Below are 25,666 nucleotides of genomic sequence, written 5' to 3'. Positions count from 1 at the left end.
CCTTTCTGTAGAAAGGTTTCAAACCCATGCAGAACATTCGCTCCATCTTCTTCATGCTGGCCGGCGCCACCTTCTTTGTCGCCATGCTGCTTCTCACCTTCTCGGTGACGCTTGCCGTCGGCGGCATCCTGACCGTGTTCATGGTCGGACGCGCGCTTTCGATGAAGATGAAGCCCGCTCCGGTGCGCGCCAAGGCAAACAACGGCAAGCCGGAGATGCGCGTCTGGAACGACGGCCGCGGCACGATCATCGATCTCTGAGATCCTGCTTTCAAAAATATTGGCCGCCACTGTCGGATCATGCTTCCGTGATACGTCTTTGAAGCAGCCGGGCATTCAGCCGGCGCTCAAAAACGATGGAGGACGAGCATGGATACGATGGAAGACAAACCGGCCAAGCTGCCGCCGGTGAAGAATGGCCTGCTGCCCTACCTGACCGTCGATGGTGCGGTGAAGGCCGCGGAATTCTACAAGAAGGCCTTCGGCGCCGAAGAGGCCCACAGGGTACCGGTCGATGAAAGCGGCCGGACGATGCATATTCATCTCTATATCAATGGCAGCTCCCTCATGCTGGCGGATGCCTATCCCGAATACGGCCATCCCTTCAAAGGCCATGAAGGTTTTGCCATCCAGCTTGTTATCGACGATATCGATTTCTGGTGGGATCGTGCCGTGGCCGCCGGCGCCGAAATCGTCATGCCGGTCGAACTGATGTTCTGGGGCGATCGCTACGGCCAGCTTCGCGATCCGTTCGGCGTCCTCTGGGGCTTGAACGCTCCGACCAAGTAGCGGACACGCGCAACGGCGGGCCACGCGAAACGCCGCGTGGCCGCCATTTTAGAAAGATTCTCCTTCAATTCGGCGAAAAACTGGACTAGATGCACATTCAGGAAAGTACATTTGCTGAAATGGAGCATGGGTCATGGATAAATTCGTGAAGCTCACGGGCGTTGCAGCGCCCCTGCCGGTCGTCAACATCGACACCGACATGATCATTCCGAAGGACTATCTGAAGACCATCAAGCGCACCGGCCTCGGCAAGGGCCTTTTCGCCGAAGCCCGCTACAATGAAGACGGCTCCGAAAATCCCGATTTCGTGCTGAACAAGCCGGCCTATCGCGATGCCAAGATCCTTGTCGCCGGTGACAATTTCGGCTGCGGTTCCTCGCGCGAACACGCTCCCTGGGCGCTGCTCGATTTCGGCATCCGCTGCGTGATCTCCACCAGCTTCGCCGATATTTTCTACAACAATTGCTTCAAGAACGGCATCCTGCCGATCAAGGTCAGCCAGGAAGATCTCGACAAGCTGATGGACGACGCCTCGCGCGGCTCGAACGCTATCCTGACGATCGATCTTGAAAACCTCGAGATCACCGGCCCCGATGGCGGCTCCATCAAGTTCGATCTCGACGAGTTCAAGCGCCATTGCCTGCTGAACGGCCTCGACGATATCGGCCTGACCCTGGAAAAGGGCAAGGCGATTGACGAATTCGAAAAGAAGAACGCCGCGTCGCATCCCTGGGCGGCTTAAGCTATTCAATTACTTGCCGATCGAGCCGGGCCTTCGCCCGGCTTGGCCTGCCCAACATAATCCTTAATTCAGACGATCGGGGCACCTGCCCCTCATGCGGCTGCCGCCACCTTCTCCCCGCAAGCGGGGCGAAGGTATGCCGCACCGTCTTCCTCAGCCTCAACGCTGCGTTTGCCGCGTCCCCTCGCCCCGTTTTACGGGGAGAGGGTTAGGGTGAGGGGCAGCTATCGGGGCACGAACCGAACCTAGCTCGGCATTTCTTTGATCTCGATCAGAGAAACTTCTTCTTCCAGAGCCTCAGCTTTTCGAGCGACACGCCGATGCCACCGCAGACTTCCATCAGTGGATTGTCAAAGCGCTGAAGCAGCCCGGCATGCACATCGGCAATGGCAAGGGCGGCACCGCAGGCCGGCTCCACGAGGATGCGATGCGCATCGGCAAATTTCAGGCAGGCGGCAACGGCATCGCTATCGCTGACGACAACGCTTTCGATCGGATGCTGCTTCGGTAGATCGAAGACATGCTGCGCCACCTGCCGTGCACCGAGCGACGTGGCAATCGAGGTGATGGCGGGAAGGGTAACGCGCTCGTTTGCCTTGAGGCTTGCGTGAAGTGACGCCGCCCCTTCGGTTTCAACAGCGATGACGGGGACACCGGAAAGGCCGTTCCGCTTCAGCCCTTCGACAATGCCGGCCAGCAGCCCGCCGCCGCCGACGCTGGTGACGACGCAATCGAATGTCGCACCCTTCGCAACCACCTCATCGATCAGCGTGGCATGACCATCCCACAGAAGCGGATGGTCAAAAGGGTGCACATAGGTCGCCTTGCGGCTGCGGGCGAGTTCGACCGCGTGGGCATTGGCTTCGTCGAAAACGCCTCCGTGGACGAGGACACTCGCGCCGATTGCGGCAATCGACTGCCGAACATCGGCCGCCGTCGTCTCCGGCACGACGATCGTAACCGGCACGCCGAGCGCCCGGCCGGCATAGGCCGCGGCAATGCCGGCATTGCCGCCGGAGGCGCAGAAGATCTCGCGCGCACCATCTTTCACCTCCTGCTGGCACAGCCGGCCGACGCCGCGCAGCTTGAAGCTGCCGGAAGGCTGCAGCGCATCGAGCTTCAGCCAGAGCGGTTTGCCGCTGGCGCTATAGCCGGGGGATGTCCGAACCAGGGGCGTGTCGAGATGGAGGGGTGCTGAAGCCATGCAAACATCCAAGAAATAAGTGAGACGACGGTTCTAATCCGTTTGCCGGCACAGGAGCAACCTTCCTGACCTATAGGCCCGCGCTTTCAGACGGGCAAGGGACGCTGTTATGCTTTCAATCTCTGAATCGGCCGAAAAATCGGGCCGACGCAGAGATTGAAGCGTACCGATTCAACCCTTCTCTCGCTTGAAATGCCTATTTCCGGGGTCTAAGAAGCCGCAACTTGTTTTTCCAGGAGGGTTTCATGACTGCGCGCAATCTTTTCCTGCTGCCGGGTGACGGCATCGGTCCCGAGGCGATGGGCGAGGTTCGCAAGATTATCGCCTATATGAACGAGGCGATGAATGCCGGTTTCGTAACCGACGAAGGCCTTGTCGGCGGTTGCGCTTACGATGCCCATGGCGCGGCGATCTCGGAAGCCGACATGCAGAAGGCGCTTGCCGCCGACGCCGTTCTCTTCGGCGCGGTCGGTGGTCCCAAATGGGATAGCGTACCTTACGAAGTGCGCCCGGAAGCAGGCCTGCTCCGCCTGCGCAAGGACCTGCAGCTCTTCGCCAACCTGCGTCCCGCCATCTGCTATCCGGCGCTTGCCTCGGCCTCGTCGCTGAAGCCGGAACTGGTCGAAGGCCTCGACATCCTGATCATCCGCGAGCTGACGGGCGGCGTCTATTTCGGCGAACCGAAGGAGATCATCGACCTCGGCAACGGCCAGAAGCGTGGCATCGACACGCAGGTCTACGATACCTACGAGATCGAGCGCATCGCCGGCGTCGCCTTCGAAATGGCCCGCACAAGGCAGAACCGCGTCTGCTCCATGGAAAAGCGCAACGTCATGAAGTCGGGCGTGCTCTGGAACCAGGTGGTGACCGAAACGCATAAGGCGAAATATTCCGACGTCCAGCTCGAACATATGCTGGCCGATGCCGGCGGCATGCAGCTCGTGCGTCAGCCCAAGCAGTTCGACGTCATCGTCACCGACAATCTCTTCGGCGACATGCTTTCCGATGTCGCCGCCATGCTGACCGGTTCCCTCGGCATGCTGCCCTCGGCCTCGCTCGGCGCGCCGGATGGTAAGACCGGCAAGCGCAAGGCGCTTTATGAACCGGTCCACGGCTCGGCCCCCGACATCGCCGGCAAGGGTATTGCCAACCCGATTGCCATGATCGCCTCCTTCGCCATGTGCCTGCGTTATTCCTTCAATATGGTCAAGGAAGCCGATGACCTGGAAAAGGCGATCGCCAACGTGCTCGACAAGGGCATCCGCACCGGCGACATCATGGCCGATGGCGCAAAGCAGGTTGGCACCGTCGAGATGGGCGACGCGATCCTCGCGGAGTTCAAGGCGCTTTCCGCCTGATATATTTCACGTGAAACAGTTCAGCCCTTCGCATCACGGATGCGGAGGGCTTTTCCATGAAAGCAGGGACGCCTGAGCGGGGTGGGTCGAAATATCCGAAACGGACTATTCTCAGCCACAATCTCGTGTATTTTTGCGCCGAATTTTAATCCGGCAAAATCGAACGGACGACAGGATGCGGGCATTTTGGGCTTCCCTGGACAGGCGCTGGCGCCGGAGCGGCGCTACCATGCCGCCGTTGCGCTGGCAGGCCTGCCTCTTCATCACGATCAATGCCGTCATCCTTTCCATGCTGCTCTTCGACGCGCCGATCGGCGCCAGCGAGCCTCCTGCAGCTGTAAAGCACCTCGGCGAGCTGCTGACGGGCTTCGGCGATTCCGCCTGGCTGATCTACACCAGCATCCTTCTGTTCTTCCAGGGCAGGGCGGGATACAAGCTCCTGAAATCGGCGCGCTCCAAGGCGCAGGCGCTCTATGTCAGCTGGATCGGCGCCTATCTCTTCACCACGGTTGTTTGCTCTGGGCTTCTCGCCAATCTGTTGAAACGGGCGATTGGAAGGGCGCGCCCCGATCACTTTCATGATTACGGGATGTTCTCCTTCACGCCCTTTTCGGGTCATGCCGCTTTCGAAAGTTTTCCCTCCGGCCATTCCACCACGGTCGGCGCCTTCTTTGCCGCTTTCGCGTTGCTGTTTCCGCGCTACCGTGTTGCCTTTATCGCCTGCGCCATCTGGCTTGCCATGACGCGGGTCATGGTAGGCGCCCATTATCCAAGCGACGTCATCGCCGGCCTTGCATTCGGCGGCTGGTTCTCGCTGCTGACGGCCATTGTCTATGCCCGCTGCGGCCTGCTCTTCAAGCTGGCGCCGGATGGCTGGCCTCTCGCCAAACGCTTGTTTCCGGACATGGAAAAGCCCGGCGCCTTGTGAGCGCCGGGCTTTTCGCCTGCATGCTAAGCGCGAAGCGCCTCAATCCATGGCGTGGATATCCCTGTTCTTCGTTTCGGGCAGGAAGATCAGACCGATCACCAGCGTGATCGCTGCAAAGACGATCGGGTACCAGAGACCGTAATAGATATCACCCGCGGCAGCGCTCATCGCGAAGGCCGTCGCCGGCAGCAGGCCGCCGAACCAGCCGTTACCGATATGATAGGGCAGCGACATGCCGGTGTAGCGGATGCGGGTCGGGAAGAGCTCGACCAGAAGGGCCGCGATCGGGCCATAGACCATCGTCACATAGATGACGAGGACGAAGAGGATGGCGATCGTGCCGACCCAGTTGACGCGGGCGGGATCGGCGACCATGGCGAAGGCGCCGCCATTGGCGATGTTGTAGACTGCCATGTCAGTGACGCCATTGGCCTCGTCGGCCGTCAGCAGCTTGCCTTCGACCAGCTTGGCTGCCGCCATGGTTTCCTTGTCGCCGGCGCGCACCGCATCGGCAGTGAGCGCCAGTTCCGGATTAGCGGCGATAAAGGCATCGAGCTTGCTATCCGGCACCTTGGCGGCGGCCCGCTTCAGCGGATAGCCGGCATCATGGAGCGCAATGTTGACGCCTTTTTCAAAGGCGGCGGTCATGCCCTTCGCCTTGTCGCCGGCGGCAACGACGTCGAAGCTGGTAATCGTGCTGTTACCGACCTTCACCGTCGCCGGTTGTCCGGCGGGACCCGGCACGACGTCATATGGCACCGAGTTCTTCGTCAGGAATGCTGTCGCCACGTCGCATGAGCTGGTGAATTTCGACGTACCTGTCGGGTTGAACTGGAATTTGCAATCCGACGGATCGGCCGTGACCGTTGCGCGGATCGACGCCTGCGCTTCGGCAAGCGCGGGATTCGCCATCCAGGTCATTGCCTTGAACAGCGGCTGATAGGTCACTGCTGCAAGTAGGAGGCCTGCCATGATGATCGGCTTGCGGCCGACCTTGTCGGAAAGACCGCCGAAGATGACGAAGAATGGCGTGCCGAGGAAGAGCGCAATAGCGACCATGACATTGGCCGAAAACAGATCGACCTTCAGCACGTTCTGCAGGAAGAACAGCGCATAGAACTGGCCACCGTACCAGACGACTGCCTGGCCCATGGTGGCGCCGAGAAGGGCGATGAGCGCGATCTTGGCATTCTTCCATTGCCCGAAGGCTTCGGTCAGCGGCGCTTTGGAGCCCTTGCCCTCTGCCTTCATGCGCTGAAACGCAGGCGATTCGTTCATCTTCAGACGGATCCAGACGGAAATGCCGAGCAGCACGACCGAGACCAGGAACGGAATGCGCCAGCCCCAGGCTGCGAATTGAACCGGACCCATCAGCGACTGGACCAGGATGATGACGATCAGCGATAGGAACAGGCCGAGCGTCGCCGTTGTCTGGATCCATGAGGTGAAGTAGCCGCGTCGTCCGTTCGGCGCATGTTCGGCGACATAGGTCGCAGCACCACCATATTCACCGCCGAGCGCCAGACCCTGGAGCAGGCGAAGACCGATCAGGATGATCGGGGCTGCGATGCCGATGCTGGCCGCACCCGGCAGAATACCGACGAGGAAGGTCGACATGCCCATGATCAGGATCGTCACCAGGAAGGTGTATTTGCGGCCGACGAGATCACCGAGTCGGCCGAAAACCAGAGCGCCGAACGGACGCACCAGGAAGCCGGCGGCAAAGGCGAGCAGCGTAAAGATATTGCGCGTCGCCTCGGGATATTGGGTAAAGTAGGTCGCACCGATATAGGTGGCGAGCGAACCGTAAAGATAGAAATCATACCATTCGAAAACGGTGCCGAGCGAAGAGGCGAAGATGACCTTCTTCTCCTCGCCCGTCATCGGACCGGCCTTCGCGCCGTCGATGCTTGTGACATTTGCCATTGTCTGTCCTCCACAGAGTGATGAGCAACGGGCGCGGCCTACTCTCCTCAAAGCATACCCCGGGCCGCGACACGCCTGACGAGAGTGTGCCAGAAAAGACAGGCCGCAAAGAGAGATGCTTTGGGATTATGACTTTAGTCTAACGAGGCCGCGTCCCATCACTCGCATCGGAGCGTTGCTCAGCCCTTCCTGCCCTGCGATGACATTTGCCGGCGGGGCGGTTTCAGCCGGTTTGCGAAAGGGGACCTGTCAAGCCCTCAGCGCCTGCGCCGGCGATTGCCGATAGGCAAGCACCGCCGGCAATGCGGCGAGAATACCGGCAAAGGCAAGCAACACTCCCATAAGCTCGGCATCTTCCCGGGCGAAGCCAACCGGCATGGCGATGCCACTGGTCTGCGAGAGCATGCCGGACAAGGCCAGCGCCGCGGCGAAACCGAGTGCAAACCCAAGTGCTATGCCGACTGCCACCAGGAAGAAGAATTCCAGGAAGACGATGCCGAAGATAGCGCCGCGCGGGGCGCCAAAGGCTCTGAGCGCGCCGATCTGGCGGCGGCGCTGGCCGATATGAATGACCGTGACCAGCACCAGTGAGGCCGCGACAAGAGCCTGTGCGCCGGAAGCGACCACAACAAGGATCTGCTTGGCGTCGCCCAGCGTTGCGTAAAGATTTGTCAGCACCTCGCCGGGGAAGACGGCGATGGTATTGCCATTGCGATAATCCCGTCGAAGCTTATAGGCATCGGCGATCGTTTTCGGCTTGACGAGGATGGCCGGAAGGCCTGGAGCATCTGCGGCCCAGGTCTCCTTCAGCACGGCTTCCGGATCGAGCTTCCCATGATGATCGTGCGCATCATGATCGGCGCCGGCATGATCGTGATCGTGTCCGTCCTCTTCGGCGTCTCCCGCATGCTCCTCCGCCTTCAGCCCGTGAATGTGCCAGACCGCCTGAATAGGAACGAGAATCGCCCGGTCCCAGGCAGTATCCGTCGGCCGCAGGCGACCGACGACATGATAGGCGAGTTCGGTGTGGGTCTCACCCCCTTCTTTCGCCGAACCGTGCATCGGCTTGATTTCATCGCCGAGCGAAAGCCTGACCGCGGAGCCGATCACTGCCTCTCCTTCGTGGGTGAAAGCCTTGCCTTCGGCAAGATCGCCGGACAGCTTGTCCAACATCCTTGTTGTCGTGCCGACGATCGGGTAGCCGGAGAAGGAATCGCCGAAGCCGATCGGCGCCGTCCAGTCGACCCGGGGGTCGGCGGCAAGTTTTGCCAGCACCTCGCCCGGAATCAGCGGCAGGGGCGATGGCTGCAGGAAGACGGAGGAGAGCACGAGCTGTGTCTCGCTGCCGCCGGCGCCGATGACCAGGTCGAACTTATCGGCGGCGCGCGCGCTGCCGAGGCGAAGCGCCCGCTCCTGCAGCACCACGGAGACGCCGAGCGCGGTCGCAAGCGCCACCAGGAGCACGACAACCAGCGATCCCGCCCACAGGCGGCGAAGATCGGCACAAATGAAGCGGATCATGCAGCCTCCCCCGCCGCGGCAATGGAATCCTCGCTGATCCGGCCGGAACTGAGCGTGATACGCCGGTCGAGACGGCCGGCGAGCCGCTGGTCATGTGAAACGACGATCAGCGTGCTGCCTTCGGCATTGGCAAGATCGAGGAGGAGATCGCCGACAGCCTCACCGCTTTCGGCGTCAAGGCTCGCGGTCGGCTCATCGGCAATGATGACACCGGGCTTGCGCAACAGCGCGCGGGCGATCGCCACGCGCTGCATCTCGCCGCGCGACATGGTCTCGATCTTCTGGCCGGGCCGGGACAGGTTGACCGTGTTCAAAAGCACATGCGCCCGCTCGACGACGGCGGCCGTCGCGGCACCGGCAAGCCGGGCAGGCAGAAGCACGTTTTCGAGTGCCGACAGGCCGGGGAAAAGGTGGAATTCCTGCATGACCAGGCCGATATTGACGGCGCGGAACCGGTCTCGCCGGCTTTCCGAAAAAGCGGCGATATCCTCACCGTTCCAGCGGATCTGGCCCTGCCGCGTCCGCTCAAGGCCGGTGACGACATTGACGAAGGTGCTCTTGCCGGAGCCTGATGCTCCCGTGATGGCGACCCTGCTGCCGGCCTCGATCGACAGGCGGCCGATTTCCAGCGCCGGCGAGCTGAGGCCCGGAAAGGTGACATCAAGGTTTTCGATATCGAGTGCGAGCATGTCGGTTTAAACAGCAAAATATTCGGCTTGGCGGATCCGCAATAGGCTGACGAAGCCGGTTGCCGGATCGGTCCAGGAGCCGTATTCCAGCGTGCCGCGCACTTCGATCGTCTGGCGCGGCTGCACGAAGGTCTGCTTTTCCGAGAGATAAACCACGACGATATTGTCGGGCCAGTCCGCATCCGAAGAGCAGAAGGGGCAGAGCGACATCGGCACTTCGGTGAGTACGAAGAACTGCGCCTCTGCCTTCAGTGGCGGCGCCATGAAACCTTTCATGCTGATTTCCTGGCCGGCAAGGCGCTTCACCTTGTCGGAGAATTCGAGGCCGAGCACGCCGAACTTGCCATAGAGCTCGTCGAACGAAAGCGAAGCGCCGGCCGCGCGCGCAGCACAAGCAGCAAAGGGAAACGCAATGGCAGCGCCGATCAGCCGGCGGCGGCTGAGATGCAGCGAAGAGAATATGTCCATGGCGACCTCCAAGAAGTAGATCCCGGCCCCTGGCATCGGCCCAAAAGTCGAAACGATTTTCGGAAAGCACGATGCCAGCTTCAAAGTGTTACAGCGTCCTTTTGCGCGTCTGAAAGACGCGCGGCGCTGTATTCGGCCGGGACCATGATCGACAAAAGAGGCAAGGCCGGCAAGCGGCCCTGCAAGATCGGCTTTCGATCAATTCGTCTGCTTGGCGCCGAGAGCGAAGGTGTCGGCGAGCACGCGGTAGACGTCGCTCTGTTCCATGTAACCATGGAAGCCTTCGGCACCAGGACCGGCCGACTGCAGCACGACATCGTCGACGGCGTGAACGCCGCTCTCGCTGCTCTTCGGAAGATTGCCCTGTACGAAGACGGCGCCGGGAACATCCTTATACTGTTCGTTGGCGACATATTCCTTCTTCTCGTTCTGGACGGCCGGAACGAAAGGACCATCGAGCTTCGGACGGAAGGTCTCATAATGATCGGGGCCGTTGTTGGCACTGAGGAACAGGCGGCGGCTGACGTCGACCTGGTCGGGATAACCGTCGCCATTTTCATCCTTGTAGTTCGGGAAGCCGGCTTCGGCGTAGGTGCCGACCTTTTCGCGCATCTCCGTGCCGGGCTTCTCGTCGTCGACTGTGCCGATGATCGATACGCCATGCGTGTGGTCGCCGGTGACGACGATCAGAGTGTCCGGATGGGCCTTCTGGAATTCGCGGGCAACGCCGATCGCCTTGTCGAATTCGATAGTGTCGATAACCGCACGATCCCAATCCAGCGGATGGGACATCTTGTCGATCGAGGAGCCTTCGACCATCAGGAAGAAGCCGTCAGCATTCTTCGAGAGGCGGTCGAGCGCAACCTTGGTCATCTCGACGAGACCCGGCTGGTTCGGGAACTTGTCGACGGTGCCCTTCTTCAGGAACTCGCGATCGAGCGTCACGTCCATATTGCCGGTATGGAAGAGGCCGAGCAGCTTGCCGTCAGCCGATGCATTGGCGGCGAGCTCGTTCTTGTCGGTTGCGAGCTTGTAGCCGGCGTCCTGGAACAGCTTGATGTAATCCTGATTGTCCTTGCGCTTGGAACCGGCGACTTCCTTGCCGAGGAAATAGGCCGAGCCGCCGCCAAGGATGACTTCCGGCTTCACTTCGAGCAGCATGCCGACGATGTCGGCCTTTTCGCTGCGGCTGCGGGTATGGGAAACGACCGCAGCTGGCGTCGCATCCTCGATTTCGGAGGTCGCGACAATGCCGATCGACTTCTTCGTCGTGCGGCGAACAGCCTCGCCAAAGGTTTCGACGCGCGGGTCGTCGAGCGGAGCCGGCGTCCGATCCGCATAGACGCCGAGCGCGTTGACGGCCGTCTTGTGCCCCGTCATGAAGGCCGACATGGTGTTGGCCGAATCCGTGGCGACGGCATTCGTCGCTGACGTACCGATGAAGGCCATATGATCGAGATCGTCCATGTTCAGGCGGCCGTTCGCTTTGCCCTCGGTCATGCCCTTGGACATGATGCGGGCGGCGGTGCGATGCGCAACGGAAAGGCCGTCGCCGAGCAGGAAGATGATGTTCTTGGCCTTCGGCTGAGCGGCTGTTTCATAAACGTCCCAGGTGACCGACTTCGTCTCATCGCCGGCGGAGACCTCGATCTTGTAGGCGCCGGGTGCGGAGATCTTCAGGCCGCGGAGCAGAAGAGCGGAACCGAGGGCCTTGTCTTCCTTGCCTTTTTCCAGCTCGATGAACTGCGCTTCGCCCCCGAGAACCGTCTTGTAATCCTGGCCGTTGACCGTGATCTTCACATCTTCCGGCTTGACCTGCTTGTTGAGCTCGACCTTGAAATCGAATGGCGAACCGGCAAGGATCGTGGCGCGATCGAGCGGATAGACTGTCGTCGCCTGGGCGGCGCCCGCGAGGATGGTGGTGGCCGCAAAGGCGGCAAGAAGCGTACGCATGGAAAACCCCCGTTTTCGTTGCAGACATTGACAACCGGGCCGGGATACCTCCCGAGGATGACAGCGGCATGACAAAACGTCGCACCATGACGGCCGCCGCTTTCGCCTTCCGCCTCCGAGCGCAAAAACCTTGACTCCTGTGGAAAACCTTCTAAGAGCAACAGCGGAAAAGGAATCTCCATGGTTCGCGACGAACACGCCATTGCCGCATGCAATGACCGGGCACGGGTTGCCGGGGTGGATATTGCCGTTCCGGTTTCTTCCAAAACCAAGGCCAAAACGACGACGAAAACCGTCTGACGTCTCTGGCCTGCCGCTCTCTCCCCGGCTCGGCTGGGGACAGGAAGACGCGATTATTCGCGCCTTTCCCCTCACCGGACAGAGGAGAGAAGAGAAAGAGAGCTTGAGAAATGGGTTTCAAAGTAGCAGTTGCGGGAGCGACCGGAAATGTCGGCCGGGAGATGCTCAACATCCTCTCCGAACGCGGCTTCCCCGCCGATGAGGTCGTGGCGCTCGCCTCGGCGCGTTCGCAGGGCACCGAAGTGTCCTACGGCGACCGGACGCTGAAGGTTTCCAATCTGGAGAATTACGATTTCTCCGATACCGACATCTGCCTGATGTCGGCCGGCGGCGAGGTCTCCAAAAAGTTCTCTCCCAAGATCGGCCAGCAGGGTTGCGTGGTCATCGACAATTCCTCGGCCTGGCGCTATGACGCCGACGTGCCGCTGATCGTGCCGGAAGTGAACCCGGACGCCGTCACGCAGTTCACCAAGCGCAACATCATTGCCAATCCGAACTGCTCGACCGCGCAGCTGGTGGTGGCGCTGAAGCCGCTGCACGACTTCGCCAAGATCAAGCGCGTCGTCGTCTCCACTTATCAGTCGGTCTCCGGCGCCGGCAAGGACGGCATGGACGAGCTCTTCAATCAGACGCGTGCCGTCTTCGTTGCCGATCCGATCGAGAACAAAAAGTTCACCAAGCGCATCGCCTTCAACGTCATTCCCCACATCGATAGCTTCATGGAAGACGGCTACACCAAGGAAGAATGGAAGGTGCTGGCCGAGACGAAGAAGATGCTCGATCCGAAGATTAAGGTGACCTGCACGGCAGTGCGTGTGCCCGTCTTCATCGGCCATTCGGAATCGGTCAACATTGAATTCGAGAACGAGATCACCGCCGACCAGGCCCGCGATATCCTGCGCGATGCCCCAGGCTGCCTCGTCATCGACAAGCGCGAGAACGGCGGCTACATAACGCCTTATGAATCCGCCGGCGAAGATGCAACCTATATCTCACGCATCCGCGAGGACGCGACGGTTGAAAACGGCCTCAATATGTGGGTGGTCTCCGACAACCTGCGCAAGGGCGCGGCGCTGAACGCCATCCAGATCGCCGAGCTGCTCGTCAATCGCGGCCTGGTCAAGCCGCGCAAGCAGGCAGCCTGATACCATTTGTAAACCATAAAATGTTAAAGCCCTGCTCGTTGAGCGGGGCTTTTTCCGGGGCAAATACGACTGTATAAGCGCTCGCTAAACGATCGTGACAAAATCGCGAGTGGCTGGCATTCTCTTGCCCGCTTAAAAACTATGCAGATCGAGAGCGGGGTTTCTCAATGCGCATGACAAAGTTGTTTCTGGCGGCCGCTGCGGCAATGGGCGTCCTCAACGCGGTACCGGCGTTCGCGCAAGGACTTCAATGTGGCAATACCAGCGCCGGCTTCGACGCCTGGGTCGCCGATTTCAAGCAGACGGCAGCGGCTAATGGCGTCAGCCAATCGGTGCTCAGCCGTGCCTTCGCTAACGTCAACTACAACAAGCCGACGATCGCCGCCGATCGCGGCCAGAAAAGCTTCAAACTCTCCTTCGACGCCTTCATGCAGAAGCGCGGCGGTGCCGCCGTCATTTCTCGCGGCCGTTCGATGAAAGCGGCCAACCAGGCCCTTTTTGCCTCGATCGAACGCCGCTTCGGCGTTCCCGCCGGTCCGCTGATCGCAATCTGGGGCATGGAGACCGGTTTTGGCAGCTATATGGGCAACCAGCATACGCTATCGGCGGTGTCGACCCTTGCTTATGACTGCCGTCGGTCGGACTATTTCACCGACCAGCTCTATGCTGCGCTCCAGCTGGTCTCCGAGGGTTATCTGAGCCCGCAGGCCAAGGGTGCAGCCCATGGTGAAATCGGCCAGACGCAGTTTCTGCCGCGCAACGTCGTGCGCTTCGGCGCCGACGGCGATGGCGACGGCCGGGTCGACATGGTTGGTTCTCGCGCCGATGCGCTGGCCTCGACCGCAAATTTCCTCAAGGGCCACGGCTGGCGTGCCGGCGCCGGCTATCAGCCGGGAGAGCCGAATTTCGCTGCCATCCAGGGCTGGAACGCCGCCAGCGTCTATCAGCAGGCGATCGCCTATATCGGCCAGCAGATCGATGGCGGCAGATAAGCCTTCATTGACAATGATACCTGGAGCTTTACCGTCTAACCCGGAAAAGCTTCTGGAAACGCCGCTGCGAATGCGGCGTTTTTCATATGTGGGAATCAAAACCGCCGCCCGATCCCGTCTTGCTTGCGTCGCTCCTCCTGCGGTGCAGTCGGCACCACCGGGCCCGACACGACGCAATTGCGGCCGGAGGCCTTGGCGGCGTAAAGCGCCAGATCGGCGCGTTTGACCAGATCCTCGAAGTTCCGGTTGGCGGCGGCGTTCGCCCGGCCGGCGCATCCGAAGCTCGCCGTGACCTTGAGGAGATCGCCACTCGCAAGAGGAATTTCCGCCGCTTCTATCGCCCGTCGCACGCGCTCGGCGACGATTGCGGCCTCGTCGGGCGTCGAATCCGGCAAAAGCGCCAGGAACTCTTCGCCCCCATGGCGCACCAGGAGATCGAAGGAACGAAAATTCTGGCGCGCAACGCCGGCGACGTGCCGAAGCACGGCGTCGCCGGCGTCATGGCCATGGACATCATTGATTTTCTTGAAATGATCAAGGTCGAAGAGGACGACGGAAATCCAGTGCGAGCCGTGCTCGGCCTGCGTAAGGAGCGCCGAGGCGGCGACCTCGAAGCCGCGCCTGTTATAGAGCCCCGTCAGAAGATCGGTTTGAGCTGCGTTTCGCAGCTCGCCAACCAGAGTCTCCCGGTCCCGAGTAAGCTTGTCGATCAGCCGAAGCCCTCTTGCCGCCAGCACCATCACCAGCGTGGCGAGGATCAGCAGGCCTGCGCACAGCGCCAGAATCTGCGTCAAGTGTATGTGCGAGAGCGTGGAAAACTGTTCGCCGGTCTCGTGAATATCGCTCGCAGCCTCGACCATCTTTTGCTGAAGGAAAGCCATGCGTTCGCGCTGTACGGCTGCCCAGGCGTCGCCCATTGCGCGCGACGGCCGCGACCCGGCGAGAATGGCGTCGGTGATCGCATTCGCCTTCACCTGATCGCCGCGACCGAGATAAGCAACGATGTCGCGTACGATCGGCGCGGTGGAATGGAAAACCATGTGATCCATGCCGGCACCGAGCATGGTCTTTCCTTGAATGAACAGTTCAACCGGAAATCTGGCAGAAACATCTTGATCGAGGTAACGAGTGCCGATTCCGGTAATCAATCTTTCGCCGTAGTAGGTCAGCAGGATGCCCATCAGCTGGTTGGATTTTTCAAGCAGCACCGGGTCGCTGATCAGCGGTGAAAGGGCGTCGACGACCGCAAGCTGCTTGAGAGCCGCATACCAGTAGATGGAACCGGGATTGCTGCCGGAGTAACGGCCCTGGTCGACGGCGCTTCGCGCGGCGACGATGCGGCTATAGGCAAGGCTGAGGGCCGACAATTCACCTGCAAGCCCTTGATCGAGCGCATCGTGAGGCGGCAAGCTGGCATAGAAAGCGCGGCGTTCGCGATCCAGCGTCAGTCGGCTTTGCTGCATGTCGCCAGCAGTCCCGCTGCTGGGATGCGCGAGATAGCGGCGAGTGGCATCGATTTCACTGAGGATTTCAGTCGCCGCGATCGACCCGCCACGCGCAAGTACGTCGGCGAACTGCCGGTCTTTCTCGAGATCCCTGTATTGCAGGATGGAAGTCCGGAGGACGAAGACGCCTTCAATGAGCATGAAGACGAAGGGCAGCAGGATGGCGGCCAGGATAACCTTTTTGATGGTTTCGAACTTCATCGCCAATCGCCACGTGATCAAATGCCGGTCATGTGCAGCTGATTAGAAGCTTAACAGCAATCCTTAAAAAACTGATAAACCCGTACGCTCCTAGATTTCGGGACGAATGAAGTCGCGTGTTTCGGCGTCCATGACCCAGAGTTCGCCGGTCGAGATATCGAACCAGGCGCCATGAAGGTGCATTTTTCCTGCGTCCTCGAGCGCCTTGATTTCCGGAAAGGTTCTGAGATTGTTGATCGAATTGCGGATGGAGACGCGCTCCAGCGCCGTCTGCCGCTCGGCCTCCGTCATCACGTCATTGCTCTGGATCTGTTCGGCAGCGGGTTTGACCAGCGACATCCACCGGCCAATGAAATCGCCGGGTGACAATGGCTCGGCATTCGGATCGAGTGCCGCCCGAATGCCGCCGCAGCGGCCATGGCCCATCACGACGATATCCGAAACCTTCAGCGCCTGCACGGCAAATTCAAGAGCGGCCGACGTCGAATGGAAATGACCGTCCGGCTCGTAGGGGGGCACCATGTTGGCAACGTTGCGGATGACGAAAAGCTCGCCCGGGCCGGCATCGAAGATCAGCTCGGGAGCCGCACGCGAGTCCGAACAGGCAATGACAAGCGTGCTCGGACTCTGGCCGTTTTCGGCAAGTTGCCGATACCTGTCACGGGCGTCGGCATAACGCCCGTTCATAAAGTTGCGATAACCGTTCAGAAGGGTGTTTGGAAAACGCTGCATGCGTCTGGATTAGCGCGCGCGGAAGACAAGATCAACTGCTGCATCGCAAAATGAGCATATTGGAAAATGCATCATTTTTTCCGCCGTTGCGCCGGGTGCACGAGCCGGCGCATCTGCACCATCGCCATCGGCGTCGACAGGCTGGACGCATCGCTGGCCAGCATCAACTCGTTGCTGCCGCGCTTGACCGCCCGCGCAAGCACTTCGAACACGCTGGCGGTGGTAAGCTGCAACGCCTTTTCGTCCTCGAGGCCGGACAGCAGGCGCGACAGGAAAACGGCGGCGAGCAGGTCGCCGAGACCATTCGGCGGATTCTCGACAACGCGGTGCTCGGCAAGGAGCGCGTGACGGCCGGAAAGGTAGAGATTGCCGGTACCACCCGCCATCATCGGCACCGCCGAGGTGACGAGCATGCGTGACGGCCCGAGCGCCAGCGCCGCCTCCATGATTGCGCCGTTGTCGTCGAGCGGTGCTCCCGACAGCCAGGCGAGCTCGTACCGGTTCGGCGTTGCGAGCGAGGCGAGCGGAATGAGATGATCACGAATGGCCTCGGCCGTCGCTTCCGGCACGTAGAGGCCGCCGAGATCGCCCATGACCGGATCGCAGACGTAAAGCAGTTCGGGATTGTTTTTCCGGAGCGCAGCGATCAGCCGGGCGACCGAGCGTGCCTGGGCGGCATTGCCGAAATAGCCCGAAAGCACAGCCCTGACTTCACCGATCCAGGGCGCGCAAATCAGATCGTCGATCGCCGCGTCGAAATCCGCTTCGGCAAATGTCAGCCGCGTCGAACGGCCATGGCCGGGATGCCAGGGCAGAACGACGGTCGGCAGCGCCCAGACCGGATGGCCGAGCGTCTCCAGCGCAAACACCGCCGCCCGATTGCCAACCGAGCCACGCACGACATGGCTGGAAATAACGATGACTGCGCCCGCTGTATTTTCCGACATGAAACCGAGGTCCGAATGATGATGGCGTTTGATGATCTTTTTGACGGCGAGCTGTCAACCATTCTTCACGTGAGCATGGAAATGTGCCGCGAAAGCAAAGCAGGAAGAGGGGCCTTACCAACGTGTTTTGGCCTCAAAAGCACAAAAATCTCTGACAATTTCCCATTTTCGTCGGCAAAAAAGCATCAAAACAGTGCCTGACGCGTCTATTTTAAAGATTTTTTCGAGAAATCTTCTGCTAGCTTGCGAGAAATCAGTCCATTGCGGGGAGGCGTTCCATGGCTGCCAGAAACAATCCGAAACGGGAGAAGCAGATCGAAACCGCGCGCAAGATCGCCAAGGCGATGAGCGAGGCGCATCTCGATCCGGAAATTCTCTTTGGCCGGGCGAGCAATGACGATCTGGAACTCTATACGCCCGACATGCTGGCGCGCTCTGCCGTGCATTCGGCAAAGGAACTTGCCGCCTGGAACGGCAAGGCGCCCCGCGTCAGCATCGACACACTTGCCGAGGTGGCACCCGGCGGCACCGCCGTTTCGGTGCTGTCGGTTACCGACCGGAACATGCCTTTCCTTTATGAATCGGTCATGGGTGAAGTGACGAGCACCTACCGCGATCTGTTTATGGCCGTGCATCCCATCCTCGTCATCGAAAAGGGCAAAACCCCCGCGCTCTATTCCGCCGACCACCCGAGCGATCCCGCGGCACGCGTCAGTCATATCCAGCTCCATATCGCCCCATTGAATTCCACCCAGGCTGCCGACCTCGTCAAACGCGTCCAGACCGTGCTCGAACAGGTCCGTCTGTCGGTCTCGGACTGGAAGCCGATGCTTGCCAAGCTCGATGGCGTAATCGCCGAGCTGTCGGCCAACGGTGCCGGCCGCAGGAAGGCCGAACATGCCGAGGCGGTGGCCTTCCTGACCTGGCTGCGCGACGAGAATTTCACTTTCCTCGGCATGCGTGAGTATATTTATTCCGGCAAGGGCGCCGACGCCAAGGTCGAGCGCGACAAGGGCGCCGGCCTCGGCATCCTCTCCAACCCGGACGTTCTCGTACTGCGTACCGGCAAGGACGCTGTGACCACCACGCCGGAGATCCTCGCCTTCCTCGACGGCCCCGACTTCCTGATCGTCACCAAGGCGAATGTGAAATCGATCGTTCATCGCCGCGCCTATATGGATTATGTCGGCGTCAAACGTTTCGACGCTGAGGGCAACGTCACCGGGGAACTCCGCATCGTCGGCCTCTTCACCTCGACGGCCTATACCTCGCTCGCCTCCGAAATCCCGCTGCTGCGGTCCAAGATCGAAAAGGTGAAGGAGCATTTCGGCTTCGACCCGATGAGCCATTCCGGCCGCATGCTCGACAACACGCTGGAATCCTATCCGCGCGACGACCTATTCCAAATCGACACGACGCTGCTTGCGAGCTTTGCCGAGCAGATCAACGATCTCGCCGACCGGCCGCGCGTGCGCGTCCTGCCGCGCATCGACCATTTCGACCGCTTCGTCTCGGTCATCGTCTATGTGCCGCGTGAGGAATATGATTCGATCGTGCGCGAGCGCATCGGCACCTATCTGAAGACCGTCTATGACGGCCGTGTCTCCGCCTATTATCCGGCTTTTCCCGAAGGCGGCGTCGCCCGCGTGCATTTCATCATCGGCCGTTCCGGCGGCAAGACGCCGCGCATACCGCAGGCAAGGCTCGAGCAGAAGATCCGCGAAATCACTGCCCGCTGGGACGACCGTTTCGAAGCGCTTGCCGGACCAAAGTCGCCGAAACTATCGGTCGATCAAGCTTTCCAGGATTCCTTTACCCCTGAAGAAACCGTCGCCGACCTTGCCGATATCGGCGCCTGCGCCGCCGGCGAGCCGCTGCGAATCCAGTTTTATCACCGCCAGGAAGAACAGGGCCGCATCCTCTCGCTGAAGATCTTCCACGCCGGCGGCCAGCTGGCCTTGTCACGCCGCGTGCCGCTCCTCGAGAACCTCGGCTTCAATGTCGTCAGCGAACGCACCTTCGACATTGGGGTACAGGTCGGCGATGGCGCAACCCAACTCGTCGTGCTGCACGATATGGAGCTCGAGACCCGCAACGGCAGCGACATCGACCTCCATCGGTATGGCGCTGCGCTCGAGGAAGCCTTCGTCTCCGCCTTTGCCGGCACGATCGACAATGACAGTTTCAACCGGCTGATCCTTTCGGCCGGGCTCTCGGCCCGCGAAACCAATGTATTGCGCGCCTATGCCCGATACCTCCGCCAGGCCGGCATCGCCTATTCGCAGGATTACATCGCAACGACGCTTGATAAATATCCTGGTGTAGCCGCCGCCATCTTCCGCCTGTTCCACGACACACTCGATCCCAGGCTTTCCGAAAAGGCCCGCCTCAAGAAGATCGCCGAGCTGCACCAGGCGATCGAGGCCGATCTTGCCGACGTACCGAACCTGGACGACGATCGCATTCTGCGCCGCTACGTCAACATCGTCGACGCGACTCTGCGCACCAATTATTTCCAGAAGAACCCCGATGGATCGCCGAAAGCCATGCTGGCCTTCAAGCTCGATCCGCACCTGGTCGACGGGCTGCCGCAACCGAAACCCTTCCGCGAGATGTTCGTCTACGGCGTCGAAGTCGAAGGCGTCCACCTGCGTTTCGGCAAGGTGGCGCGCGGCGGCCTGCGCTGGTCTGATCGTGCCGAGGATTACCGCACCGAGGTGCTCGGCCTCGTCAAAGCGCAGCAGGTGAAGAACGCCGTCATCGTGCCGGTCGGCGCCAAAGGCGGCTTTTACCCCAAAAAGCTGCCGGTGGGCGGCAGCCGCGACGAAATCTTCAATGCCGGCCGCGAGGCGTACAAGACCTATATCCGCACGCTGCTTTCGATCACCGACAATATTTCCGGCGCCGAGGTCGTTCCGCCGGCCGATACGATCAGGCTCGATGGTGACGATCCCTATTTCGTCGTCGCCGCCGACAAAGGCACGGCGACCTTCTCCGACACCGCCAATGCCTTGGCGCAGGAGGCTGGCTTCTGGCTGGACGACGCCTTCGCCTCCGGCGGCTCGGCCGGCTACGATCACAAGAAGATGGGCATCACCGCCCGCGGCGCATGGGAAACCGTAAAACGCCATTTTCGCGAGATGGACATCGACATTCAGACCACGCCCTTCACCGTCGCCGGCGTCGGCGACATGTCGGGCGACGTCTTCGGCAACGGCATGCTGCTCTCTCCCAAGATCAGGCTCATTGCCGCCTTCGATCACCGCGACATCATCATCGATCCCGATCCCGACATGGAAAAAACGCTGGCCGAGCGCCAACGGCTCTTCAACCTGCCGCGCTCGAGCTGGCAGGACTTCGATAAGAGCGTGCTTTCGAAAGGCGCGATGATCATTTCACGTTCGGCGAAATCTGTGACGCTGACGCCGGAAGCGGTTGCCGCGATTGGCATCGACAAAGGGGTGGCGACCCCATTCGAGATCATGACGGCGATCCTGAAGAGTCCGGTCGACCTGCTGTGGTTCGGCGGCATCGGCACTTATGTGAAGGCTCCCTCCGAAACCGACACCGAAGTCGGCGATCGCGCCAACGATCCGATCCGCGTCACCGCGACTGAGGTGCGCGCCAAGGTGATCGGCGAGGGCGCCAATCTCGGCGTCACCCAGAAGGGCCGCATCGCTTATGGGCTCAACGGCGGGCGCTGCAATTCCGACGCCATCGACAACTCGGCCGGCGTCAACACCTCCGACGTCGAGGTCAATATCAAGATCGCGCTGGCTGCCGCTATGCATGACGGGCGGCTGACGCGGCCAAAACGCGACCAGCTTCTTTCGTCGATGACCGGTGAGGTGGCGGCGCTGGTCCTGCGCAATAATTACCTCCAGTCGTTGGCGATCTCGCTCGTCGAACGCAAGGGCACGGCAAACGGCCTCGAACTCGCCCGCTTCATGAGCGTGCTCGAGACCACCGGCCAACTGAACCGCAAGGTCGAGACCTTGCCGGATGACCAGACGCTGGCCGAACGTTACACGGCCGGCAAGCCGCTGACGCGGCCGGAAATCGGCGTGCTGCTGTCCTATGCCAAGATCGTGCTCTTCGATGCGCTCGCCGCGAGCGACCTGCCCGACGACCCCTATTTTGCCGCGACCCTGTCGAATTACTTCCCCGTCAAAATGCAGAAGTCGAACGCCGGCGACATATCAAGCCATCGCCTACGGCGCGAAATCATCGCGACCGTGCTGGCCAATGAAGCGATCAACCGCGGCGGGCCGAGCTTCGTCGTCGCAATGATGGACGCGACGGCGGCTTCGGCGCCGGAGGTGGTGCGTGCCGCAATCGTCGCCCGCGACGGTTTCGACCTCAACCGGCTCTGGGCCGAGACGGATGCGCTCGACGGCAAGATATCGGGCGGGGTGCAGAACCGCATTTACGAGGAAATCAGCCACAGCTTTATCGTGCTCACGCGCCTGCTGTTGAAAACCGCAATGACCAAAGCCGATATGGCCGAGGTCATTAGCCGGCTGCAGGCGGCCCTGAAGAAGTTGAGGCCTGCTTTCGCCGAACAGGCGGCCAGCGATGCTGCCGCACGCCTGGCGGAATACGCCGAAGCCGGCGTGCCCGAAAAGCTGGCGGCCGAAATCGCCAATCTCCAGAGCTTCGCGCTTGTGCCGGAGATCATGCAGATCGCTGAGCGTACCGGCGAGCCGCTGCTGCGCGCGGCCGAAAATTATTTTGCCGTGTCAAAGACTTTCCGGATCGCGCGGTTGCTGGCGGCCGGCGGCCGGATTCTCACCTCCGATCATTACGAAAATCTGGCGCTTGCCCGCAGCATCGATCAGATCGCCAGCGCCCGGCGCGACATTGTCATCTCGGCGCTTTCCGATCACAGCAAGGAGAAGCTGCCCGTCCAGGCCTGGCATGCGCAGGATCGCATCCGCATCAACCGCATCGTTGAAGAGCTTTCGAGCCTCAGTGACAGCGGCGATCCCAATCTTGCGCGCATTACCGTGGCGGCAGGCATCCTGACCGATCTTGCGCGCGACCGGGCGAGGTGAGACAGTCCGCGAAAAAGGAGCGGATGTTGAATCGCATAGACTGGACAGGAACGCAGCCGCCGAAAGCCACGGAGAAGGGCATCTGGGGGTGGATGTTCTTCGACTGGGCGGCGCAGCCTTTCTTCACCGTGGTCACCACCTTCATTTTCGGGCCCTATTTCGTTTCGCGCCTGACCGATGATCCGGTGTCGGCCCAGACGACGTGGAGCAACATGGCGACGATCTCCTCAGTGATCATCGCCGTGCTGTCGCCCGTTCTCGGCTCGGTCGCCGACCAGTCCGGCGCGCGCAAACCGTGGATCGGGTTCTTCGCCATCATAAAGATCGTCAGCCTCTTCTGCCTTTGGTTTGCAGCCCCGGGTTCGCCTGTCCTCTACCCCGTGATGTTCATGATCCTCGCCTCGATTTCGGCCGAGTTTTCCATTGTCTTCAATGATTCGATGATGCCGCGGCTGGTCACCAAGCACGAGGTGGGCAAGCTCTCCAACACCGCCTGGGGGCTTGGCTATCTCGGCGGGATGATCGTGCTGATTGCCGTCGTTACGCTATTGGCGGCCGACCCGGAAAGCGGCAAGACCATTCTCGGCCTCGATCCACTTTTCGGCCTCGACCCCAGGACCGGCGAGGACGCGCGCATCACCGGGCCGATCTCGGCCGTCTGGTACCTGATTTTCATCCTGCCGATGTTCTTGTTCACACCCGATGTCGGCAGAGGCCTGCCCTTCGGCACCGCCATCCGCGCCGGCCTGCGGGAACTGAGAAACACGCTCGGCGAACTCAGGGAACGCCGCGGCATCCTGAAATTCCTCATCGCCCGTATGATCTATCAGGACGGGGTCAACGGCCTGTTGATCCTCGGCGGCGTTTTCGCCGCCGGCATGTTTGGCTGGGCGACGATCGAGATCGGCCTCTACGGTATTATTCTGAACATCGTTGCGATCTTCGGCTGCCTGATCGCCGGACGGATCGACAAGGGCGTCGGCTCCAAGATAACCGTCGTCATCAGCCTCACCATGCTGCTTCTCGCCACCATCGGCATCATCTCGACCGGGCCCGGTTACACCCTGTTCGGCCTGATGCCGCTGCCGACGGCCGATTCCGGCGGCCTCTTCGGCACCGCCGCGGAAAAGGCCTATATCCTTTACGGCCTGCTGATCGGGCTCGCCTTCGGGCCGGTGCAGGCCTCATCGCGCTCGTATCTCGCCCGCAGCGTCAGCCTTGAGGAAGCCGGACGCTACTTCGGCATCTACGCGCTTTCGGGGCGCGCCACGAGCTTCATGGCGACGCTGCTTTTCTCGCTGGTGACTTATCTGAGCGGATCGGCGCGGCTCGGAATGGCAACGCTGATCCTGTTTCTCGCCGGCGGGCTGGTGCTGCTGATCCGCACGCCCTATCCGGCCGATCGCGCCTGACAATTCGCCCGCACGCGTCAGTGCCGGAAGTGGCGCATGCCGGTGAAGACCATCGCCACCCCGTGTCCGTTGGCGGCGTCGATGACCTCCTGGTCTCGCATCGAACCGCCCGGCTGGATAACCGCTGTCGCCCCTGCGGCGATCATCGACAGAAGACCGTCGGCGAATGGCAGGAAGGCTTCGGAAGCAACCGCCGAGCCCTGCGTCATCGGTGCCGAGAGGCCGAGCGCCTTGGCGGCCTCTTCGGCTTTCAGCGCGGCGATGCGGGCGGAATCCACCCGGCTCATCTGGCCGGCGCCGATTCCGGCCGTCTGGCCGTCCTTGGCATAGACGACGGCGTTCGATTTGACATGCTTGCCGACCTTGAAGGCGAACTTCATATCATCAAGCTCCTGCGCCGTCGGCGCGCGCTTGGTGACGACCTTGAGCTCCAGATCCTCGACCATGCCGTTGTCGCGGCTCTGGACGAGCAGACCGCCCGAAACGGTTTTCGCCGTCAGTCCTGGGGCGCGCGGATCGGGCAGGCCACCGGCCGACAGCAGCCGCAGGTTCGGCTTGCGAGCGACGATCGCCTTCGCCTCCTCGGTGACATCAGGGGCGATGATAACTTCCGTGAAGAGCTTGACGATTTCCTCGGCCGTTTCGGCGTCCAATATACGATTGAGGGCGATAATGCCGCCGAAGGCGGAAACGGAATCGCAGGCGAGCGCCCGCTGATAGGCTTCGACCAGGCTCGCACCGGTGGCGACGCCGCAGGGATTGGCATGTTTGATGATCGCGCAGGCGGGCGCCTTATCCGGCAGGAACTCGGCGACGAGTTCATAGGCGGCATCGGTGTCGTTGATATTGTTATAGGAGAGCTGCTTGCCCTGGAGAAGGACAGCCGTCGAAACGCCCGGCCGCTTCTCTCCTGTGACATAGAAGGCGGCCTTCTGGTGCGGATTTTCGCCGTACCGCATCTCTTCCTTCAGCGCGCCGCCGATGACGCGGTGGCGCGGCGTGTCGATCGCCAGCGCTTCGGCGAACCAGTTGGAAATCGCAGCATCATAGGCCGAGGTACGGGCATAGGCCTTGGCGGCCATGCGCTGGCGGAAGGCATAGGCGGTCTTGCCGTCATGCGCCGAAAGCTGCTCCTTGAACTCGGCATAATCGTCGGGATCGGTGAGGATGGTTACATAGGCATGGTTCTTGGCCGATGCACGGATCATCGCCGGACCGCCGATGTCAATATTTTCGACGGTCGTCGGATAATCACCGCCGGACGCGCGTACCTCTTCGAAAGGATAGAGGTTGATGACGGCAAGATCGATGCCCTCGATGCCGTGCTTCTTCATCGCTTCCTGATGCTCGCTATCGTCGCGAATCGCCAGCAGGCCGCCATGCACGGTCGGATGCAGCGTCTTGACGCGCCCATCCATGATCTCGGGAAAGCCGGTGACCTCGGAGACGTCGGTGACATCAAGACCGGCGGCGGCGATAGCCTTGTAGGTGCCGCCGGTCGACAGCAGACGCACGCCTCTTTCGGACAGCGCCCGGGCGAGCTCGACGATGCCTGTCTTGTCGAAGACGGAGAGGAGCGCGGTCTTGATTTCGACCTTGTCCGGGGCGGGGATCTTTTTGGAAATGACGGCCATGAACCTTCTCCGTTCGGGCTTCGGGAGATATCCGCTAGAGCATGAGGCCGAAAAGTATGCGCGGCTTTCGGACGAGCTGCCTTAGGGACGTTTCTTGTTGGGCGCCGCGTTAGCACAGCTTTGCCGCCACGCAAACAGCGCTGATGCTCTGCCTTTCGATTTAATCC

The 25,666-nt window shown here is 61.0% G+C and carries 19 protein-coding genes and 2 pseudogenes; 11 read left to right on the top strand and 10 right to left on the bottom strand.

All coding sequences use genetic code 11. The annotated features are described in order from the left end of the window. Positions 1-26: 26 nt before the first annotated feature. The 3 genes from ACQ7C1_RS21675 to leuD all read left to right on the top strand — a co-directional run bounded on the left by ACQ7C1_RS21675 (position 27) and on the right by leuD (position 1,530). Positions 27-260: a hypothetical protein gene (locus ACQ7C1_RS21675; RefSeq protein WP_085779873.1), complete on the top strand. Its 234-nt coding sequence runs from the start codon at positions 27-29 to the stop codon at positions 258-260. A 108-nt stretch (positions 261-368) separates the two neighbouring features. Next, complete coding sequence (locus tag ACQ7C1_RS21670) at positions 369-788, top strand: VOC family protein (RefSeq protein WP_430959734.1); 420 nt, start codon at positions 369-371, stop codon at positions 786-788. Between the two features lie 133 nt (positions 789-921). Further along, positions 922-1,530, top strand: a complete 609-nt coding sequence (gene leuD, locus ACQ7C1_RS21665) for a 3-isopropylmalate dehydratase small subunit (protein WP_085779875.1) — start codon at positions 922-924, stop codon at positions 1,528-1,530. A gap of 271 nt (positions 1,531-1,801) precedes the next feature. Here the strand turns inward: leuD and ACQ7C1_RS21660 are convergent, their stop codons facing one another. Beyond that, a complete protein-coding gene (locus ACQ7C1_RS21660) occupies positions 1,802-2,734 on the bottom strand; it encodes a pyridoxal-phosphate dependent enzyme (RefSeq protein ID WP_430959733.1) in 933 nt (310 codons plus the stop codon). A 245-nt stretch (positions 2,735-2,979) separates the two neighbouring features. Between ACQ7C1_RS21660 and leuB the strand changes: the two genes are divergently transcribed. After that, on the top strand, positions 2,980-4,092 hold the full coding sequence (gene leuB, locus ACQ7C1_RS21655; protein ID WP_430959732.1) for a 3-isopropylmalate dehydrogenase: 1,113 nt from the start codon (positions 2,980-2,982) through the stop codon (positions 4,090-4,092). 175 nt (positions 4,093-4,267) lie between these two features. Beyond that, positions 4,268-5,020, top strand: a complete 753-nt coding sequence (lpxE, locus tag ACQ7C1_RS21650) for a lipid A 1-phosphatase LpxE (protein ID WP_430959731.1) — start codon at positions 4,268-4,270, stop codon at positions 5,018-5,020. Positions 5,021-5,059: 39 nt separating this feature from the next. On the opposite strand, the gene ACQ7C1_RS21645 is transcribed toward lpxE, so the two are convergent. The 5 genes from ACQ7C1_RS21645 to ACQ7C1_RS21625 form a co-directional block, all read right to left on the bottom strand. Next, positions 5,060-6,946 carry an MFS transporter gene (locus ACQ7C1_RS21645; RefSeq protein WP_430959730.1) on the bottom strand — a complete coding sequence of 629 codons (1,887 nt, stop codon included), beginning with the start codon at positions 6,944-6,946 and terminating at the stop codon, positions 5,060-5,062. A 249-nt stretch (positions 6,947-7,195) separates the two neighbouring features. Continuing rightward, complete coding sequence (locus ACQ7C1_RS21640) at positions 7,196-8,467, bottom strand: FtsX-like permease family protein (protein ID WP_430959729.1); 1,272 nt, start codon at positions 8,465-8,467, stop codon at positions 7,196-7,198. Beyond that, positions 8,464-9,156, bottom strand: coding sequence for an ABC transporter ATP-binding protein (locus ACQ7C1_RS21635; protein WP_430959728.1), 693 nt, complete (start codon positions 9,154-9,156; stop codon positions 8,464-8,466). Before ACQ7C1_RS21635 ends, ACQ7C1_RS21640 begins: the two co-directional genes overlap by 4 nt. 6 nt (positions 9,157-9,162) lie before the next feature. Continuing rightward, a complete protein-coding gene (locus ACQ7C1_RS21630; RefSeq protein ID WP_430959727.1) occupies positions 9,163-9,624 on the bottom strand; it encodes a hypothetical protein in 462 nt (153 codons plus the stop codon). 198 nt (positions 9,625-9,822) lie between these two features. Further along, complete coding sequence (locus ACQ7C1_RS21625) at positions 9,823-11,577, bottom strand: alkaline phosphatase (protein ID WP_430959726.1); 1,755 nt, start codon at positions 11,575-11,577, stop codon at positions 9,823-9,825. A gap of 90 nt (positions 11,578-11,667) precedes the next feature. On the opposite strand from ACQ7C1_RS21625, the pseudogene ACQ7C1_RS21620 reads away from it, so the two are divergent. The 3 genes and pseudogenes from ACQ7C1_RS21620 to ACQ7C1_RS21610 all read left to right on the top strand — a co-directional run. Then, positions 11,668-11,877: pseudogene (locus ACQ7C1_RS21620) on the top strand (hypothetical protein); the annotation flags it as partial. 110 nt (positions 11,878-11,987) lie between these two features. Then, complete coding sequence (locus ACQ7C1_RS21615) at positions 11,988-13,022, top strand: aspartate-semialdehyde dehydrogenase (protein WP_020922622.1); 1,035 nt, start codon at positions 11,988-11,990, stop codon at positions 13,020-13,022. Positions 13,023-13,189: 167 nt separating this feature from the next. Continuing rightward, the gene (locus ACQ7C1_RS21610; RefSeq protein ID WP_430959725.1) at positions 13,190-14,014 is read left to right on the top strand and encodes a lytic murein transglycosylase; all 825 of its coding nucleotides are present in this window, start codon (positions 13,190-13,192) and stop codon (positions 14,012-14,014) included. A gap of 82 nt (positions 14,015-14,096) precedes the next feature. Here the strand turns inward: ACQ7C1_RS21610 and ACQ7C1_RS21605 are convergent. The 3 genes and pseudogenes from ACQ7C1_RS21605 to pdxY all read right to left on the bottom strand — a co-directional run bounded on the left by ACQ7C1_RS21605 (position 14,097) and on the right by pdxY (position 17,399). Then, a pseudogene (locus ACQ7C1_RS21605) lies at positions 14,097-15,720 on the bottom strand (GGDEF domain-containing protein). A 90-nt stretch (positions 15,721-15,810) separates the two neighbouring features. Beyond that, positions 15,811-16,452: a carbonic anhydrase gene (locus ACQ7C1_RS21600; protein WP_430959724.1), complete on the bottom strand. Its 642-nt coding sequence runs from the start codon at positions 16,450-16,452 to the stop codon at positions 15,811-15,813. Positions 16,453-16,523: 71 nt separating this feature from the next. Beyond that, entirely contained in the window at positions 16,524-17,399 is an 876-nt protein-coding gene (gene pdxY, locus ACQ7C1_RS21595; protein WP_430959723.1) for a pyridoxal kinase PdxY, read from the bottom strand. A gap of 15 nt (positions 17,400-17,414) precedes the next feature. Between pdxY and ACQ7C1_RS21590 the strand changes: the two genes are divergently transcribed. The 3 genes from ACQ7C1_RS21590 to ACQ7C1_RS21580 all read left to right on the top strand — a co-directional run bounded on the left by ACQ7C1_RS21590 (position 17,415) and on the right by ACQ7C1_RS21580 (position 23,865). Next, complete coding sequence (locus tag ACQ7C1_RS21590; protein ID WP_430959722.1) at positions 17,415-17,600, top strand: hypothetical protein; 186 nt, start codon at positions 17,415-17,417, stop codon at positions 17,598-17,600. A gap of 77 nt (positions 17,601-17,677) precedes the next feature. Continuing rightward, the gene (locus ACQ7C1_RS21585; protein WP_430959721.1) at positions 17,678-22,453 is read left to right on the top strand and encodes an NAD-glutamate dehydrogenase; all 4,776 of its coding nucleotides are present in this window, start codon (positions 17,678-17,680) and stop codon (positions 22,451-22,453) included. A 23-nt stretch (positions 22,454-22,476) separates the two neighbouring features. Next, complete coding sequence (locus tag ACQ7C1_RS21580) at positions 22,477-23,865, top strand: MFS transporter (protein ID WP_430959720.1); 1,389 nt, start codon at positions 22,477-22,479, stop codon at positions 23,863-23,865. A 17-nt stretch (positions 23,866-23,882) separates the two neighbouring features. Here ACQ7C1_RS21580 and purH read toward each other — a convergent pair whose 3' ends face one another. Beyond that, a complete protein-coding gene (gene purH / locus ACQ7C1_RS21575) occupies positions 23,883-25,499 on the bottom strand; it encodes a bifunctional phosphoribosylaminoimidazolecarboxamide formyltransferase/IMP cyclohydrolase (RefSeq protein ID WP_430959719.1) in 1,617 nt (538 codons plus the stop codon). Between the last annotated feature and the right edge of the window lie 167 nt (positions 25,500-25,666).

The sequence above is a fragment of the Rhizobium sp. Nf11,1 genome (assembly GCF_050587665.1).
In the GTDB taxonomy this organism is placed as follows: Bacteria; Pseudomonadota; Alphaproteobacteria; order Rhizobiales; family Rhizobiaceae; genus Rhizobium.
The sequence above is the reverse complement of the archived record's forward strand: the minus strand, read 5'-3'. Positions and strand labels throughout refer to the sequence as shown.

Bases quoted from the DNA above. Each gene is read 5' to 3' on its own strand.
- purH (WP_430959719.1), bottom strand. From the start codon at position 25,499: ATGGCCGTCATTTCCAAAAAGATCCCCGCCCCGGACAAGGTCGAAATC.
- ACQ7C1_RS21585 (WP_430959721.1), top strand. From the start codon at position 17,678: ATGGCTGCCAGAAACAATCCGAAACGGGAGAAGCAGATCGAAACCGCG.
- pdxY (WP_430959723.1), bottom strand. From the start codon at position 17,399: ATGTCGGAAAATACAGCGGGCGCAGTCATCGTTATTTCCAGCCATGTC.
- leuB (WP_430959732.1), top strand. From the start codon at position 2,980: ATGACTGCGCGCAATCTTTTCCTGCTGCCGGGTGACGGCATCGGTCCC.
- ACQ7C1_RS21615 (WP_020922622.1), top strand. From the start codon at position 11,988: ATGGGTTTCAAAGTAGCAGTTGCGGGAGCGACCGGAAATGTCGGCCGG.
- ACQ7C1_RS21630 (WP_430959727.1), bottom strand. From the start codon at position 9,624: ATGGACATATTCTCTTCGCTGCATCTCAGCCGCCGCCGGCTGATCGGC.
- lpxE (WP_430959731.1), top strand. From the start codon at position 4,268: ATGCGGGCATTTTGGGCTTCCCTGGACAGGCGCTGGCGCCGGAGCGGC.
- ACQ7C1_RS21625 (WP_430959726.1), bottom strand. From the start codon at position 11,577: ATGCGTACGCTTCTTGCCGCCTTTGCGGCCACCACCATCCTCGCGGGC.
- ACQ7C1_RS21640 (WP_430959729.1), bottom strand. From the start codon at position 8,467: ATGATCCGCTTCATTTGTGCCGATCTTCGCCGCCTGTGGGCGGGATCG.
- ACQ7C1_RS21610 (WP_430959725.1), top strand. From the start codon at position 13,190: ATGCGCATGACAAAGTTGTTTCTGGCGGCCGCTGCGGCAATGGGCGTC.
- ACQ7C1_RS21635 (WP_430959728.1), bottom strand. From the start codon at position 9,156: ATGCTCGCACTCGATATCGAAAACCTTGATGTCACCTTTCCGGGCCTC.
- ACQ7C1_RS21675 (WP_085779873.1), top strand. From the start codon at position 27: ATGCAGAACATTCGCTCCATCTTCTTCATGCTGGCCGGCGCCACCTTC.
- ACQ7C1_RS21670 (WP_430959734.1), top strand. From the start codon at position 369: ATGGATACGATGGAAGACAAACCGGCCAAGCTGCCGCCGGTGAAGAAT.
- ACQ7C1_RS21660 (WP_430959733.1), bottom strand. From the start codon at position 2,734: ATGGCTTCAGCACCCCTCCATCTCGACACGCCCCTGGTTCGGACATCC.
- leuD (WP_085779875.1), top strand. From the start codon at position 922: ATGGATAAATTCGTGAAGCTCACGGGCGTTGCAGCGCCCCTGCCGGTC.
- ACQ7C1_RS21600 (WP_430959724.1), bottom strand. From the start codon at position 16,452: ATGCAGCGTTTTCCAAACACCCTTCTGAACGGTTATCGCAACTTTATG.
- ACQ7C1_RS21590 (WP_430959722.1), top strand. From the start codon at position 17,415: ATGATGATGGCGTTTGATGATCTTTTTGACGGCGAGCTGTCAACCATT.
- ACQ7C1_RS21645 (WP_430959730.1), bottom strand. From the start codon at position 6,946: ATGGCAAATGTCACAAGCATCGACGGCGCGAAGGCCGGTCCGATGACG.
- ACQ7C1_RS21580 (WP_430959720.1), top strand. From the start codon at position 22,477: ATGTTGAATCGCATAGACTGGACAGGAACGCAGCCGCCGAAAGCCACG.